Source organism: Pseudactinotalea sp. Z1739 (assembly GCF_049725055.1).
Taxonomy (GTDB): Bacteria; Actinomycetota; Actinomycetes; order Actinomycetales; family Beutenbergiaceae; genus CALKWS01.
The window spans coordinates 50900-67065 of record NZ_JBMPQA010000001.1 but is presented as its reverse complement, the minus strand read 5'-3'; the positions used below and the strand labels follow the sequence as shown (position 1 = coordinate 67065).

13 protein-coding genes are annotated in these 16166 nt (G+C 68.9%); 4 read left to right on the top strand and 9 right to left on the bottom strand.

The window, feature by feature from the left end:
- Window positions 1-65: 65 nt before the first annotated feature.
- From ACO0LV_RS00275 to uvrA, 7 genes are all read right to left on the bottom strand, one after another.
- Window positions 66-1265 (bottom strand): phosphoglycerate kinase, encoded by a 1200-nt coding sequence (locus ACO0LV_RS00275; protein WP_424785857.1) that lies wholly within the window; start codon window positions 1263-1265, stop codon window positions 66-68.
- A gap of 111 nt (window positions 1266-1376) precedes the next feature.
- Window positions 1377-2381, bottom strand: a complete 1005-nt coding sequence (gene gap, locus ACO0LV_RS00270) for a type I glyceraldehyde-3-phosphate dehydrogenase (RefSeq protein ID WP_424785856.1) — start codon at window positions 2379-2381, stop codon at window positions 1377-1379.
- Window positions 2382-2552: 171 nt separating this feature from the next.
- Entirely contained in the window at window positions 2553-3533 is a 981-nt protein-coding gene (whiA, locus tag ACO0LV_RS00265) for a DNA-binding protein WhiA (protein WP_424785855.1), read from the bottom strand.
- Between the two features lie 17 nt (window positions 3534-3550).
- Window positions 3551-4546: a gluconeogenesis factor YvcK family protein gene (locus ACO0LV_RS00260; protein ID WP_424785854.1), complete on the bottom strand. Its 996-nt coding sequence runs from the start codon at window positions 4544-4546 to the stop codon at window positions 3551-3553.
- Complete coding sequence (rapZ, locus tag ACO0LV_RS00255) at window positions 4543-5493, bottom strand: RNase adapter RapZ (RefSeq protein ID WP_424785853.1); 951 nt, start codon at window positions 5491-5493, stop codon at window positions 4543-4545. Before rapZ ends, ACO0LV_RS00260 begins: the two co-directional genes overlap by 4 nt.
- Before the next feature lie 4 nt (window positions 5494-5497).
- Window positions 5498-7699, bottom strand: coding sequence for an excinuclease ABC subunit UvrC (gene uvrC, locus ACO0LV_RS00250; RefSeq protein WP_424785852.1), 2202 nt, complete (start codon window positions 7697-7699; stop codon window positions 5498-5500).
- 51 nt (window positions 7700-7750) lie between these two features.
- A complete protein-coding gene (uvrA, locus tag ACO0LV_RS00245) occupies window positions 7751-10696 on the bottom strand; it encodes an excinuclease ABC subunit UvrA (RefSeq protein WP_424785851.1) in 2946 nt (981 codons plus the stop codon).
- Between the two features lie 116 nt (window positions 10697-10812).
- On the opposite strand from uvrA, the gene ACO0LV_RS00240 reads away from it, so the two are divergent.
- Window positions 10813-11496: an MBL fold metallo-hydrolase gene (locus tag ACO0LV_RS00240; RefSeq protein ID WP_424785850.1), complete on the top strand. Its 684-nt coding sequence runs from the start codon at window positions 10813-10815 to the stop codon at window positions 11494-11496.
- A 23-nt stretch (window positions 11497-11519) separates the two neighbouring features.
- Entirely contained in the window at window positions 11520-11813 is a 294-nt protein-coding gene (locus ACO0LV_RS00235) for a YciI family protein (RefSeq protein WP_424785849.1), read from the top strand.
- A 7-nt stretch (window positions 11814-11820) separates the two neighbouring features.
- On the opposite strand, the gene ACO0LV_RS00230 is transcribed toward ACO0LV_RS00235, so the two are convergent.
- On the bottom strand, window positions 11821-12834 hold the full coding sequence (locus ACO0LV_RS00230; RefSeq protein ID WP_424785848.1) for a TerC family protein: 1014 nt from the start codon (window positions 12832-12834) through the stop codon (window positions 11821-11823).
- Window positions 12835-13137: 303 nt separating this feature from the next.
- Here ACO0LV_RS00230 and ACO0LV_RS00225 point away from each other — a divergent pair, with 303 nt between their 5' ends.
- Both ACO0LV_RS00225 and ACO0LV_RS00220 read left to right on the top strand, forming a co-directional pair.
- Window positions 13138-14013 (top strand): MurR/RpiR family transcriptional regulator, encoded by an 876-nt coding sequence (locus tag ACO0LV_RS00225; RefSeq protein WP_424785847.1) that lies wholly within the window; start codon window positions 13138-13140, stop codon window positions 14011-14013.
- Window positions 14013-15143 (top strand): serine hydrolase domain-containing protein, encoded by a 1131-nt coding sequence (locus tag ACO0LV_RS00220; protein WP_424785846.1) that lies wholly within the window; start codon window positions 14013-14015, stop codon window positions 15141-15143. Before ACO0LV_RS00225 ends, ACO0LV_RS00220 begins: the two co-directional genes overlap by 1 nt.
- Here the strand turns inward: ACO0LV_RS00220 and murQ are convergent, their stop codons facing one another.
- Window positions 15144-16073, bottom strand: a complete 930-nt coding sequence (gene murQ, locus ACO0LV_RS00215; RefSeq protein ID WP_424785845.1) for an N-acetylmuramic acid 6-phosphate etherase — start codon at window positions 16071-16073, stop codon at window positions 15144-15146.
- Window positions 16074-16166: the final 93 nt, after the last annotated feature.

The window sequence follows — 16166 nt, the reverse complement described above, 5'->3', positions numbered from 1 at the left end:
TCTGCGGCGCGGTCGACGGTGGCGCACCTCGCCGGCTCCACCGGCGCCGTCGGATAACTCGGACCTCAGTCGGTCAGAACGTCGATCCCGGGCAGCGTCCTGCCCTCCAGGAACTCCAGGGAGGCCCCGCCCCCTGTGGAGATGTGCGCGAAGCCCGCCTCATCGAAGCCGAGCAGGCGCACTGCGGCCGCGGAGTCTCCACCGCCGACGATGCTGAAGGCCCCGGCGCCGGTGGCATCGATCATGCCCTGCGCCACCGCCTCGGTCCCCCCGGCGAAGGCGGGGAACTCGAAGACCCCCATCGGGCCGTTCCACACCACCGTGCGGGCCCCACGGATGACCTCGGCGAAGGCCGCCGACGACTCCGGACCGATGTCCAGCCCGATCTGGTCGGCGGGGATGGCGTCGGCCGCCACCACCGTCGGGGCGGCGTCGGCGGAGAACTCCGGGCCCACCAGGATGTCGGTGGGTAGCAGGATCTGCACGCCCCGCTCGGCCGCGGTGGCCAGGTAGCCCTTGACGGTCTCGATCTGGTCCGACTCCAGGAGCGACTTGCCCACCTGGTGCCCCTGCGCCGCGAGGAACGTGAACACCATGCCCCCACCGATCAGTAGGGTGTCGGCCTTGGTGAGCAGGTTCTCGATCACGCCGAGTTTGTCGGAGACCTTCGATCCACCCAGCACGACGACGTAGGGTCGGGCCGGGTCCTGAGTGGCCCGTTCCAGTGCGGCGACCTCGCGCTGCACCAGCCCTCCCATCGCGTGCGGCAGCCGCGTGGCCACGTCATAGACGCTGGCCTGCTTGCGGTGCACCACCCCGAAGCCGTCGGAGACGAAGACATCGGCGAGTTTCGCCAGGTCATCGGCCAGCGCTCCGCGCTCGGCGTCGTCCTTGGACGTCTCCCGGGCGTCGAACCGGATGTTCTCCAGCAGCACCACCTGCCCGGGGACGGCCGCGTCGACCGCGGCGCGGGCCTCCGGACCGACCACGTCACCGGCCAACGTCACGTCCTGGCCGAGGAGTTCACCCAGCCGCCTGGCGACCGGAGCCAGGGAGTAGTGCGGGTCGACCTTCCCCTTGGGCCGGCCCAGGTGAGCGGTCAGGACCACCACGGCACCGGCCTCGATCAACCGGATGATGGTGGGCAGTGCCGCTCGGATACGGCCGTCGTCGGTGATGGTGTCACCGTCCAACGGAACGTTGAAATCGGCCCGGACCAGCACCCGCTTTCCGTGCAGGTCACCGAGTTCGGCGAGGGTGGGCATCGTGTCTCCTTCTCGTCTCTCACATGATCTGCCGGGCCACGCCGGCGGTGCTGTCTCAGACAACCGCGCCCGCGTGCATCGTGCACGCGGGCGCGGTGACCGTCACTGCTCTCAGAGCTGCTCGCCGATGTAGTTGGTCAACTTCACCAGGCTGGTGGAGTAGCCCCACTCGTTGTCGTACCAGGCCACCACCTTCACCTGGTTGCCGATCACCCGTGTCATCGGAGCATCGAAGATGCTCTGGTGGGGGTTGGTGATGATGTCGCTGGACACCAGCGGGTCCTCGGAGTACTGCATCGTGCCGGCCAGGTTGCCCTCGGCTGCGGCCTTGGCGGCGGCGTTGATCTCCTCCACCGTGGTGTCCCGGGACGCGGTGAACGTCAGATCGATGGCCGAACCGGTGATGACCGGTACCCGCAGCGCGAAGCCGTCCAACCGCCCGTCCAGTTCCGGTAGCACCTTTCCGACGGCCTTGGCCGCACCGGTGGTGGTGGGCACGATGTTCTGTGCCGCTGCGCGGGCCCGGCGCAGGTCCTTGTGCGGTCCGTCCTGCAGGTTCTGGTCCCCGGTGTAGGCGTGGATGGTGTTCATCAGTCCGCGCTCCAGGCCCACGGCCTCGTGCATCGCCTTGGCCAGCGGCGCGATGCAGTTGGTGGTGCAGGAGGCGTTGGAGATGATGTGGTGGTTCGCCGGGTCATAGGTGGTGTGGTTGACGCCCATGACGAACATGCCGTCGTCGTTCTTGCCGGGGGCGGACAGGATCACCTTCTTCGCACCGCCGTCCAGGTGCGCCTTCGCCTTGGTGCCGTCGGTGAACAGCCCGGTGGACTCGATCACGATGTCGGCACCGAGTTCGCCCCACGGCAGCGCGGCGGGGTCCTTCTCGGCCAGCGCCCGGATCTTCTTGCCGCCGACGATGATGTTCTCGTCGTCGTACCCGACCTCCTGGCCGAACTTGCCCAGCACGGTGTCCCAGGTGAGCAGGTGGGCGAGGGTCTTGTTATCGGTCAGGTCGTTGACACCGACGATCTCGATGTCGGCACCGCTCTCGGCCACGGCGCGGAAGTAACTCCGTCCGATACGACCGAAGCCATTGATTCCGACGCGAATGGTCACTATGTCCTCCTCGTCGCGCGAAAGGCGCGTCCTGTGCGGTAGTCGGCGGGCCTGTCGGCCCGGCCTCGGACGTGGCACACACCCGGCTGGTGCCGGTGTGTGCCCCACGGTTAACGCTACACCCGTGTGTGGCGGGACACCTTGTGACAAAGGTCCCAGCCGCCGGGCGTCCTACATGTCGAGCATCTCCTGGGTCAGGTTCGCCTCGGTGTCCGGCACGCCCAGTTCGTAGGCGCGCTTGTCTGCCATTGCCAGTAGCCGGCGGATCCGCCCGGCTACGGCGTCCTTGGTCAGCGGGGGGTCGGAGAGCTGACCGAGTTCTTCAAGAGAGGCCTGCTTGTGCTCCAGGCGCAGCCGGCCGGCCTGGAGCAGGTGCTCGGGCACGTCCTCCCCGAGGATCTCGAAGGCCCGTTCCACCCGTGCTCCGGCGGCCACCGCTGCCTGCGCCGACCGACGCAGGTTCGCGTCGTCGAAGTTCGCCAGCCGGTTGGCGGTGCCGCGGACCTCACGGCGCATCCGTCGTTCCTCCCAGACCAGGACCGCGTCGTGGGCGCCCATCCGGGTCAGGATGGCGCTGATCGCGTCCCCGTCGCGGATCACCACCCGGTCCACCCCTCGCACCTCGCGCGCCTTGGCGATGATGTCCAACCGGCGCGCGGCGCCCACCAGGGCCAGGGCGGCCTCCGGGCCCGGGCAGGTGACCTCCAGCGCCGAGGAACGGCCCGGTTCCGTCAGGGACCCGCGGGCCAGGAACGCTCCCCGCCAGGCGGCGACGGCGTCACCTACGCTCGCTGAGACCACCTGCGGGGGTAGGCCACGCACGGGCCGGCCGCGGGAGTCCAGCAGACCGGTCTGGCGGGCCAGTGCCTCACCTTCGCGGACCACCCGCACCACGTAGCGGTTCCCCCGGCGCAGGGCACCCCCGGAGACCACGATCACCTCAGAGGTATGCCCGTAGATCTCATTGATCGCCTGGCGCAAGCGGCGGGCAGCGATCCCGGCGTCCAGTTCGGCCTCGATCACGATCCGGCCGGAGATGATGTGCAGGCCACCGGCGAACCGGAGGGTGGCGGAAACCTCGGCCTTGCGAGCCGAGACCCGGTCCACCTTCAGCCTGGCCAGTTCATCCTTCACGTCCGTGGTCAAAGACATGAGCGTCATCCTGCCACTCATCCAGACTTCTCCCCTACGTCGCCAAGGAACCGGTCGAACGCATCACGATACGCCGCCGCGAGCCGCAGCGGGTCATGATAAGGACCACCGTCACCCTGTCCGACCTGCCGTAGCAGCAGCCGGGCCCCATGGGTTCTGGCATGGCTCTGCAATTCGTCCAGGTCCTCGATCGATGCGGGGTCGGCGATCACAGTGTCCAGTTTCAACCCGGGTGCGTAAGACTGCAACGAGTGCAGGTGGTCCACTGCGGTGTAGCCGGTGGTTTCGCCCTGCTGCGCGGAGAGGTTGAGCGTAAGGGTGAGGCGTGCCTCGTGCAGCGCTTCGGCGATCTCGGGCACCATCAGATGCGGCATGACCGAGGTGAACCACGAGCCCGGTCCGAGCACCACCACATCGGCCTGCCGGATCGCCTGCACAGCCTCAGGGCAGGCCGGCGGGTCCGCGGGGATCAGCCGGACCCGCTGCACCGCCCCGGAGGTCACCGCCACCCTGGACTGGCCGCGCACCAGCGCCTCCTGCCCGTTGGGCAACTTCACGTCCGCCTCGATCTCCAGGGGCACCGCCGCCATCGGCAGTACCCGGCCGTCGGCACCGAGGAGTTTGGCCACCCAATCGAGACCGGAGACCTCATCGCCGAGCAACTCCCAGAGCGAGACGATCAGCAGGTTCCCCAGCGCGTGCCCGTCCAACGGCCCGGAGGAGGTGAATCGGTGCTGCAGAACGTCGCTCCAGGTGTGCCCCCAGTCGGACTCGTCGCACAGTGCCGACAGCGCCATCCGCAGGTCCCCGGGGGGCAGCACGCCCAGTTCCTGGCGCAGCCGGCCCGAGGATCCGCCGTCATCTGCCACCGTCACCACCGCGGTGACGTCGCTGGTCACGTGCCTCAGTGCGCGCAGGCTCGCGGCGAGGCCGTGCCCCCCGCCCAAGGCAGCGACCTTCAGCGGGCCCGGTCTGCGGGCCGGGCCCCGTGGTGACGTCGGTGCCGCCGTCATTCCCGGCCCAGGTCGCGGTGGACGACACCGGCGCGTTGACCGCGGGATCGCAACTCCGCGGCCATCGCCTCACTCAGCGCGACGGACCGGTGCTTACCGCCGGTACATCCGATCGCGATGGTCACGTACGGTTTCTGCTCGCGCAGGTACCCGTCCAGCACCGGCTCGATGGCATCGATGTACCGGGTGATGAAGTCGGAGGCCCCGGGCAGGGACAGGACGTAGTCCCGGACCGGCTCGTCCTTGCCGGTGAGGTGGCGCAACTCGGTGACCCAATAGGGGTTGGACAGGAATCGCACGTCCACCACATGGTCGGCGTCCAGCGGGAGCCCGTACTTGAAACCGAACGAGACCACGGTGATCTTCAGGGTCTGGTCGCTCTCCTCGGCAAGCAGTTCGCGTACTGCTCGGGCCAGGTCGTGCACCGAGGTGTTGGAGGTGTCGATCAGCACGTCGGAGCGTCTGCGCAGGTTGTCCAGCAGCCCGCGCTCCTCCTTGATCCCATCCAGGAGCCTGCCCTCCCCTTGCAGCGGGTGCGGGCGGCGGACCTGCTCGAACCGGCGCACCAGGACCTCGTCGCCGGCGTCGAGGAAGATGAGCCGGTACTCCACACCGCGCCGGCGAAGGTCGTTGAGCACCTCGATCAGGTCGGCGAAGAACTCCCGGGAACGCACATCCACCACCGCTGCCAGGCGGCGTACCCCGCCCTCGTTCGAGGTCATCATCCCGGCCAGGGCCAGCAGCATCCGGGGTGGCATGTTGTCCACCACGTACCAGTCCATGTCCTCCAGCACCGCAGCGGCGCGGGAGCGCCCGGCTCCGGACATGCCGGTGATGATGATGATCTCCGGCCGGGTGTCCTCCGGAGGCGGCGTCTGCTCTTCCAGCAGTGGGATTCCCCGGGGGAACGTGGAGGGCGCCTGATCCCCCGGCTCTTCGGTGCTCATGCCACTAGGTTCTCACGCCATCGCCACCAGGTGGCGGGTTCGGGACGCCGCCCGTGCCCGGCGTTGCCGCCGAGGGGGGTGCCGTCCCGGCTGCGACGGAGCCCCCGGGCCCGCCAGGGTCCGTGGTGTCCTCGTCGGAGTCAGGATTGAGCACGGCATGGACGGTTCGGGCGAGCCCGGGACCGATCCCGGGCACGGCCAGGATCTGGTCCACCGACGCGGCGCGCAGCTTCTTCACCGACCCGAACTCGGTCAGCAGCGCCTGCTGACGGGCCGGCCCCAGTCCGGGGATGGCATCGAGCACCGAGCGGGTCATCGCCTTGCTGCGCCGCTTTCGGTGGTGGGCGATCGCGAAGCGATGTGCTTCGTCCCGGATGCGCTGGAGCAGGAAGAGAGCGTCGGAGGTGCGGGGCAGCACCAGCGGGTAGTCCTCGCCCGGTAGCCACACCTCCTCCAACCGTTTGGCCAGGCCCACCACACAGACATCCCCGATGCCCAGGTCGTCCAACGCTCGAACGGCAGCAGCCACCTGGGGGGCGCCGCCGTCGACCACCACCAGTTGCGGCGGGTAGGCGAACCGTTTCTGGGGCCGTGCCGCTGGGGCGGCCGAGGACGCCTCCCCCGGTGTGAGGGCCCGGGGTGGTGCCTGGTCGGGCGCCGAGGCCGCCCGTGCCGTGCTTCCGGGGTCGGCGTGCGGCTGGGTGAGCAGGTCCGGTCGCGGAACGGACGGATCCGGCCCGGGTGCACCGTCCTCCACTGCGGCAGCGACGTCGTCGTCCTCGGTTCCCGACCCCCGCACCCCGGCCAGGTAGCGCCGGAAGCGGCGGCTGAGCACCTCATACATCGCCTCGGTGTCATCGCGGGCACCGTCGCCGTGGGCGCCGCGGACCACGAAGTGGCGGTACTCGCTCTTACGGGCCAGGCCGTCCTCGAACACCACCATCGAGGCCACCTGCTCACTGCCGGCGGTGTGGGAGATGTCGTAGCACTCGATCCGGAGCGGTGAGGTCGGCAGATCCAGGTGCTCCTGGAGTTGGGCCAGCGCGTGGGATCGGGCCGTCAGGTCACCGGCGCGGCGGGTCTTGTGCAACGCCAGAGCCTGCTGGGCGTTGGCCTCCACCGTCTCGGCCAGCCGCCGCTTGTCCCCGCGCCGTGCCACCCGCACACTCACGTTCGCCCCGCGCAGGCTCCGCAGCCACTGCTGTACCTGGGCGAGGTTGTCCGGCTCGGCCGGAACGATCACCTCCCGGGGTACCGCCTGCGGATCGGTGGTGCCCCCGTAGACCTGCTGGAGCAGCCGTTCGACCAACTCACCCTCGGACAGGTCCTCCACCCGCTCGGTGACCCACCCACGCTGGCCGCGGATCCGCCCGCCCCGGACGTGGAACACCTGGACCGAGGCCTCCAGTTCGTCGGCGGCCATCGCGAACACGTCGGCGTCGGTGCCATCGGGCAGCACCACAGCGTTCTTCTCCACCACCTTGCGCAAGGCGCCCAGGTCATCGCGCAGCCGTGCGGCACGCTCGTAGTCCTGCTCGGCCGCCGCCGCGCGCATCTGCGCCTCGAGGCGGCCCTCGAACTGCGCGGTGTTCCCCGCCATGAAGTCACAGAAGTCCTCGGCCAGATCCCGGTGCTCCTCCGGCGAGATCCAGCCCACGCACGGGGCCGAGCACTTGCCGATATAGCCCAGCAGGCACGGGCGCCCGGCGGTCTTGGCCCGTTTGAACACCCCCGCCGAACAGGAGCGGATCGGGAACACCCGCAGGAGCAGATCCACCGTCTCCCGGATCGCCCAGGCGTGGGAATAGGGACCGAAGTAGCGGGTGCCGGGCCGCTTCGCGCCGCGCATCACCTGCACTCTGGGGAACTCCTCACCCATGGTCACGGCAAGGAACGGGTAGGACTTGTCGTCGCGGTACTTGACGTTGAACCTGGGGTCGAACTCCTTGATCCAGGCGTACTCCAGCGCCAGGGACTCCACCTCGGTGCCCACCACGGTCCAGTCCACGGAGGCGGCGGTGGTCACCATCTGCTGGGTGCGCTGGTGCAGGCCGGCGAGGTTGCCGAAGTAACTCGACAGGCGCGAACGCAGGTTCTTCGCCTTGCCCACGTACACGACCCGCCCGTGGGAGTCCAGGAAGCGGTACACCCCCGGTGACTCGGGAATCTCCCCGGGACGGGGACGGTAGGTCGAGGGATCAGCCACGGTTCCACCCTAGTTCGACCCGCGCGCGGACAGCGCCGGGGTAAGGGCGGCTCAGGCGCTCTTCTTGGACCGTGCCTTGGTGGCCCGCCGGACCGAGCGTGCCTTCGGCCGCGACGGGGTGGCCACCAGCGTGATCGGCTTCGTCCGGACGACCGCGTCGGGGCCGACGATCTCGGCGATGAACCTGCCGGTGTGGCTCGCCCCGACCTGGGCCACCTGCTCGGGTGTGCCGCTGGCCACCACGGTGCCACCACCGATGCCACCCTCGGGACCCATGTCGATCACCCAGTCGGCGTTCTTGATCACATCGAGGTTGTGCTCGATCACCACCACGGTGTTGCCCTTGTCGACCAGGCCCTGCAGGACACCCATGAGTTTGCGGATGTCCTCGAAGTGCAGCCCGGTGGTCGGCTCGTCCAGCACGTAGACCGTGCGGCCGGAGGAGCGCTTCTGCAACTCCGAGGCGAGTTTGACGCGCTGAGCCTCACCGCCGGACAGCGTGGGTGCGGGCTGACCCAACCGCACGTACCCCAGGCCCACATCGACAAGGGTCTTCAGGTGCCGGGCCACGGCAGGCACGGCAGCGAAGAAGTCCGCGGCCTCGGTGATCGGCATGTCCAGCACCTCGGCCACCGTGCGGCCCTTGTAGTGCACCTCCAGGGTCTCGCGGTTGTACCGCGCCCCGTGGCACACCTCGCATGGCACGTAGACATCGGGTAGGAAGTTCATCTCGATCTTCAGCGTGCCGTCACCCGAGCACGCCTCACACCGACCACCCTTGACGTTGAAGGAGAACCGGCCCGGTGTGTACCCGCGCACCTTGGCCTCCTGGGTCTCGGCGAAGAGCTTGCGCACGTGGTCCCACACCCCGGTGTAGGTGGCCGGGTTGGAGCGCGGGGTCCGCCCGATCGGGCTCTGGTCCACGTGCACCACCTTGTCCAGGGTCTCCAGGCCGGTGACGCGCTTGTGCCGGCCCGGAACGGTGCGTGCCCCGTTGAGTTCGTTCGCCAGCACCTTGTACAGGATGGAGTCCACCAACGTGGACTTACCGGAGCCGGAGACCCCGGTGACGGCGATGAAACAGCCCAGCGGGAAGGGCACGGTGACCGACTTGAGGTTGTTCTCCCGCGCCCCGTGCACCACGATCTGGCGCTCCCGGTCCGGTTCGCGCCGTTCGGCCGGGATCGGGATCTCCCGTCGCCCGGCCAGATACGCCGCGGTCACCGAGTCCTCCTGGGTGAGCAGGTCGGCGTAACTACCCGAGTGCACGATCCGTCCGCCCAGTTCCCCCGCTCCCGGCCCGATGTCCACGACCCAGTCGGCGGTCCGGATGGTGTCCTCATCGTGCTCGACCACGATCAGGGTGTTGCCCAGGTCACGCAGCCGGCTGAGGGTGTCGATCAGACGCCTGTTGTCACGTTGGTGCAGCCCGATGCTCGGCTCGTCCAGCACGTACAGCACCCCGACCAGGCCCGAGCCGATCTGGGTGGCCAGCCGGATCCGCTGGGCCTCCCCACCGGAGAGGGTCCCCGCGGCCCGGGACATCGACAGGTAGTCGAGCCCGACGTCGAGCAAGAAGCCCATCCGGGCGTGGATCTCCTTGAGCACCTGGCCGGCGATCGCCGCCTCGCGGGGGCTCAGTTCGAGCGCGTCCAGGAACTCCTTGGCCTGGTCGATCGGCAGACCGCACACCTCGGCGATGGACTTGCCGCCGACGCGCACCGCGAGCACCTCGGGTTTCAACCGCGCCCCATGGCAGGCCGGGCACGGTACCTCCCGCATGTAGCCCTCGTAGCGTTCGCGGGACCAGTCCGAATCGGTCTCGGAGTGGCGCCGTTCGATGAAGGAGATCACCCCTTCGAAGCCGGTGGAGTAGGACCGCTCCCGGCCCCACCGGTTGCGGTAGCGCACGTGCACCTTGTGGTCCTTGCCGTGCAGGATCGCTTCCCTGGCGCGCTTCGGCAGGGCCCGCCACGGCACGTCCATGGAGAACTCGAGTTCCTCGCCCAGGGCGCCCAGCACCCGCTCGAAGTAGGCCGCCGACCCGGTGGTCCACGGCGCCACGGCGCCCTCGGCCAACGTCAGGTCCTCATCGGGGATGACCAGATCCGGGTCCACCTCCAGTCGCGTCCCGATCCCGGTGCACTCGGGGCAGGCGCCGTAGGGTGCGTTGAAGGAGAAGGTGCGCGGCTCGATCTCATCGAGTGTCAGTGGGTGGTCGTTCGGGCAGGCCCGGCGCTCGGAGAACCGGCGCACCCGCTCCGGGTCCTCCGGGTCGGCGTCGACCAGGTCCACCAGGAGGAGTCCCTCCGCGAGCCGCAACGCGGTCTCCACCGAATCGGTCAGTCGCTGGCGGATGTTCTCCCGGACCACCAGCCGGTCCACCACCACCTCGATGGTGTGCTTGAGGTTCTTCTCCAGCGGGGGCGGTTCTGCCAGCGGAACGGTCTCACCATCGACCCGAGCCCGGGCGAATCCTTGTGCGCCCAGGTCACGGAACAGGTCGGCGTACTCCCCCTTGCGGCCACGGACCACCGGCGCGAGCACCTGGAACCGGGTCCCCTCGGGCATCTGCCGCAACTGATCCACGATCTGCTGCGGGGTCTGGGCGATGATCCTCTCGTCACACACCGGGCAGTGCTGGGTACCGGCCCGGGCGTACAGCAACCGCAGGTAGTCATACACCTCGGTGATCGTGCCCACCGTGGAGCGCGGGTTGCGGTTGGTGGATTTCTGGTCGATCGAGACTGCGGGTGACAACCCCTCGATGAAGTCGACATCCGGCTTGTCCATCTGCCCCAGGAACTGGCGGGCGTAGGCGGACAGGGATTCCACGTACCGGCGCTGCCCCTCGGCGAAGATCGTGTCGAAGGCCAGCGACGACTTCCCCGAACCCGACAGCCCGGTGAAGACGATCAACTGGTTCCGGGGAAGGTCGAGGTTGATGTTGCGCAGGTTGTGTTCCCGCGCGCCGCGGATCAGGAGGTGGTCACTCACGTCGCCAATGGTAAACGCTGGCACCGACATCGTACAACTGTTCGACGGCTTGCGTTCGGCCACACCGCGTCCGCCGGTCATCTGCGGTGCACCGGCCGCACCGGCACAATGGGTCGATGAACACCTCCGCAGACTTCGTCCCCGGCCACGCCGAGCCCGGGGGTCCCAGCATCACGTGGGACCTGGGCGTCGTGCAGATCCGCAAGGCCTCGGTATCGGAGCAGGACAACAACGCCTACCTGCTCACCGAGACTTCCTCCGGAGCGCACCTTCTCATCGACGCCGCCGATGATGCCGACCGACTGTGTGCGCTGCTCGCCGAGCCCGGCCCCGCCGGCGAGGTCGCCGCGATCGTGACCACGCACCAGCACTGGGACCACCACCGGGCCCTCCCGGCCCTGGTCGAGCACACCGGTGCGCCCGCCCTGGCGGGAGCCGACGACGCCGCTGCGCTGCCGGTGCCCGTGCACCGTCACCTCCGGCACGGGGACCACGTGCGGCTGGGCACGCAGCATCTGGACGTGATCGGACTGCGCGGACACACCCCCGGGTCGGTTGCGCTGGCCTGGACCGACACCAGCAGCGGGGTGGTGCACCTCTTCACCGGCGACAGCCTGTTCCCCGGGGGGGTGGGCCGAACCACGAGCGAGGAGGACTTCGACTCACTGCTCACCGATGTACAGACCAGGATCTTCGACGTCTACGGCGACGATGCCGTGGTCCACCCCGGGCACGGCGACAACACCACCCTGGGCGCCGAACGTCCCCAACTGGACCACTGGCGCGAACGCCGGTGGTGAGCCTCGCGTACTAAGGTCGGCGCATGACGATCTTCGCCGTCGAGTACATCTATGACGTCCAGCGCACCGAGGACCTGAACGAACTGCGGCCCTCGCACCGGGAGTTCCTCGGGAGGCTGCACGACGAGGGCGCGCTCCTGGCCTCCGGACCATGGCTGGACAATGCGGCCCCGGGTGCCCTGCTGGTCCTGCGCGGCGAGTCCGACGCCGAGGTGTCCCGGCTACTCGACGACGACCCGTTCCAGCGGGCCAAGTTGATCACGCACCGTACCTTGCGTGCCTGGAAGCCGGTTTTCGGGCCGTTCGAGGACGACTGAGCAATCCTCAGTTCCCCAGTGCCCGCGGTGGTTTCACCGGCTTGGGCTTACCCTTCCGCCGGCGTCCGATGGTCAACGAGGCCACCGTGGTGACGATCAGGATGCTCAGGACCGCCAGCAGGGAGACATTCGTCGGGATCTCCGGCACCACCTCGATCGGCTCACCGCTGTTGAGGAAGGGCAGGTCGTTCTCGTGCAGAGCGTGGATGATGGCCTTCACCCCGATCAGCGTCAGGATCGCGGCGAGTCCGTAATGCAGGTAGACGAGCTTGTCGAGGAGCCCGTCGATCAGGAAGTAGAGCTGGCGCAGGCCCAGCAGTGCGAACGCGTTCGCGGTGAGGACCAGGTAGGTCTCCTGGGTGACGGTGAAGATCGCGGGGATGGAGTCCACCGCGAACAGGACGTCGGCAGACCCGATCGCGATCATCACGATCAACATCGGGGTGACGTACAGGAGGCCGTCCTGCCGGACGAAGAGTTTGTCGTCGGCGTAGTCGTCGGTGGTCCGGAACAGCCGGCGCACCAGACGCAGCATGGCGTTCTCCTGGTACTCCCCCTCCTGTTCCGAATCCTGGCGCAACTGACCGATCGCCACCCAGATCAGGAATGCGCCGAAGATGTAGAAGATCCAGGCGAACTCGTTGACCGCGGCGGCGCCGACGAAGATGAAGATCGTGCGCAGCACCAGCGCGATGACGATGCCGATCAACAGCACCTTCTGCTGGTACTGCCGCGGCACCCGGAAACTCGACAGGATCAGCACGAACACGAACAGGTTGTCCACACTCAGTGACTTCTCCAGCACGTAGCCGCTGAAGTACTGCTGGCCGTACTCCGATCCCCAGGTGACCCACACCACGACGCCGAAGATCAGCGCGATGAGCACGTAAGCGGCAGACCAGAGGCCCGCTTCCCTCAGTTGGGGCTCATGCGCCTTGCGCACGTGACCGAGGAAGTCGACCAAGAGCATGGCCAGGATGACCCCGACCGTGACACCCCACACCCACAGGGGCACATCCATACCTAACCTCCGGCGACACTCATGATGGGCACCGGAGGTCTCTCCCACCCACGCTCGTGGGCTGGCGGCACCGGATGGGCACCTACGCTCATCGTGATGACGACGCCGCCATGGTCGGGATACTCCCCTCCAACGGGCTCACGCTAACAGGTGCCCGCGCAGTTCGACACCCGCAAGCCCCTGTCACCTCCATCACAGCGGGACCGACGCGGTTGGTCAACGAGCTCCGAAGCGAGCCGACCGAAGGTAACCTTCGTACATCCCGCGGCTCGCTACCTCGAACCCACCACCCGGAGGCCTCACGTGAGCATCCAGTCCCAGATCCAGGCCAAACGCGGCTTCCTGGCCCCTTCGATGCAGCGAGTGGCCGATGTCATCCTGACCGACCCCCACGTGGTCCTGGAAGGCACGATCTCCGAACTCGCGCGCCGCTCGTCGACGTCGGAGACCACGATCGTGCGGTTCTGTCGGACCCTCGGGCTGCACGGCTATGTGCAGTTGCGCCTGGCCCTGGCCACCGAGATGGGCCGCGAGGATGCACGCCGCCTGGACACCTCCTTCCACGGGGCCGACCTGACCGGGGGCGCGGAGGCCGACGACACGTCCCTGGGGTCGATGATCGCCACCATCGGTTTCACCGAGAGCCTGGGCATCGAGGAGACCATCGCGAAACTGGACCTCGGGGTCCTGGAACAGGTGGTCTCGGCCATCGACCGAGCGGACCGCATCTCCGTCTACGGCGTCAGCGCGTCCGGCTGGTCGGCGGCAGACCTGCACCGCAAGCTCTTCCGGATCGGGCGCCACTCGTCCCACTTCGTCGACGGCCACGAGGCGGTCCTGTCCACTGCGTTGATGCGGCCCGGCGACGTGGCGATCGGCCTCTCCCACCGTGGCACGACCACGGAGGTGATCGGCTTTCTCGCCGCAGCCAAGAGCCGGGGGGCCACCACGGTCGGGATCACCAACGTGGCCGGGTCTCCGGTCGCCACAACCTCCGACCTCACCCTGTTCACCAGCGTGCGCGAATCCCAGTTCCGGGCCGGTCCGATGGCCTCCCGGACCGCGCAACTCGTGCTGGTGGACTGCGTCTTCGTGGGTGTGGCCCAGCGCCGGCTGGATGACTCGGTTGCGGCGCTCCGGGACACCTACGACACGGTTGCCAAGTACCGGCAGACGTGATGGACGGCCTGGAGGCGACCCTGCAACGGGCTCTGGACTCGGCGACGCTGGCCGCGCGCGTCCCGGTCACGCCACCGGGTCGCCACGGCGAGCCGGGTGCGGAACCACGAAGGGGTACACCCGCTGCGCACGCGGTGATCGCTCACCGGGGTCATGTCGTGGCGACGGCGCACGCCGGTGCCGCTGAACTCTTCACGCCCGACGGCGGCCTGCTCGCCGACCCACGCCCGCTGGGTCCCGGCGATGTCTTCGACCTCGCCTCGCTGACCAAGGTGCTCGTCGCGGTGACCGCGCTGACCCAGGTGCGCTCCGGCGTCATCGGCTTGGAGGATCCGGTAGTGCGGCACCTGCCGGCGTTCACCGGCGACGGGCGCGAGGACGTGCTGGTGCGCCACCTGCTCCTCCACACCTCCGGCCTGCCCGCGATGTTCGAGCACTGGGACACTCCGGCGCACCGGGGCGAGCGGGTCGCGGTGGTGCTCGCCCAGCGCCTGCGGCACCGGGCCGGCCGCGTGCACACCTACTCGTGCGTGGGCTACCAGGTACTCGGCCTCCTGCTCGAGCAGGCCACGGGGCGCCCGCTGCCGGAGTTGCTGGCGCGGGAGGTCACCGACCCCCTGGGCATGGCCGATACCGGCTACCACCCCGCCGAACCCGACCGGGTGGTGCCCACCGAGTACCAGCACGACCCGGCCCGGGGGCTGGTGCGCGGCCAGGTGCACGACGAGGCCGCGTGGGTGCTGGGCGGCGCCGGGAACGCCGGGGTCTTCGCCACCGCTGCCGATGTCCTGACCTTCGCCGAGGCGATCCGTACCGCGACCGGTCCGATCGATGACGCCGTGCGCAACCTCCTCAGCACCGATCTGCTCGATGCCCGCGGGCGCGTCGCCGCCGGGTTCGGCCAGGCCGTCGGTCTACGGGTGGGCGACGCCTCATTCATGGGCGTCGACGCCGACGGGCTTCTCGGGCACACCGGATTCACCGGCACCTCGCTGGTCATCGATCCGGCCCGGGAACTGTCGGTGGTCCTGCTGACGAACCGGGTGCACCCCTACCGCTCGGCGTTCACGGTGATGGGGTTGCGCCGAGCCGTGGTGGAGTTGGCCCAGGCATGGGTGGATCGGGCCTGATCAGCCCTGTTCCAACGCCACCCGCAGCACGCCCCCGGCCTGGTCCAGCGCCTGCTCGGCGCCGGTCCGGTCCAGTCCGTGCCGGATCATCAGCGCCGCCACCGGAACGCGCAGATCCGATTCATCCAACGCGCGGCTCGCCTGTGCCCTATCCACACCGGTGACCGCCATCACCAGCCGCTCGGCCCTGTCCCGCAACTTCGCGTTCGTCACCGATACGTCCACCATGAGGTTGCGGTAGGTCTTGCCGAGCCGGATCATCACCCCGGTGGAGATCATGTTCAGCACCTGTTTGGTGGCCGATCCCGCTTTCAACCTGGTGGAGCCGGCCAGCACCTCCGGTCCCACGGCTACCTCGAGTGCGTGATCGACCACGAGGCCGAGTTCCGATCCGGTGTTACAGGCCAGTCCTACTGTCAGCGCTCCGGCCTCGCGGGCAGCACGGAGCGCACCCAGCACATAGGGCGTGCGCCCGCTGGCTGCGATCCCCACCACCGCATCACCGGCTCGCACCGAGGCGGCGGTAACGTCCTGGGCGCCTTGGTCCGGGGAGTCCTCGGCCCCCTCGACGGCATCGAACATGGCGGTGCGGCCACCGGCGATGATGCCCTGGACCAGGGAGGGATCGGTGTGGAAGGTGGGTGGGCACTCGGCCGCGTCCAGCACTCCGAGCCGCCCGGACGTCCCGGCCCCGATATAGAACAGGCGGCCACCGGCCCGCAGGCAATCCGCGACGGCGTCGACCACCGCCGCGATCGCCGGCAGCACCGCGGCCACCGCCGCCGGGACCTGCCGCTCCGCCTCGTTCATCGCCGCCATCACCTCGAGGGTGGGAGCCAGGTCGAGTCCCTGGTGGCGGGGATCGACCTGTTCGGTGGCCAGTGCGTCGATCGTTCGATCAGGTGGGGTGGGGGCGTGGTGACTTGTCATGTTCGGCACAACGCTGGTGCGCAACCAGCCGACTCCTCGGGATCGCCGGCGAGGCAGACTCGCCGCTGCGTGGGGGTGGGCCCGTCCTCCCGC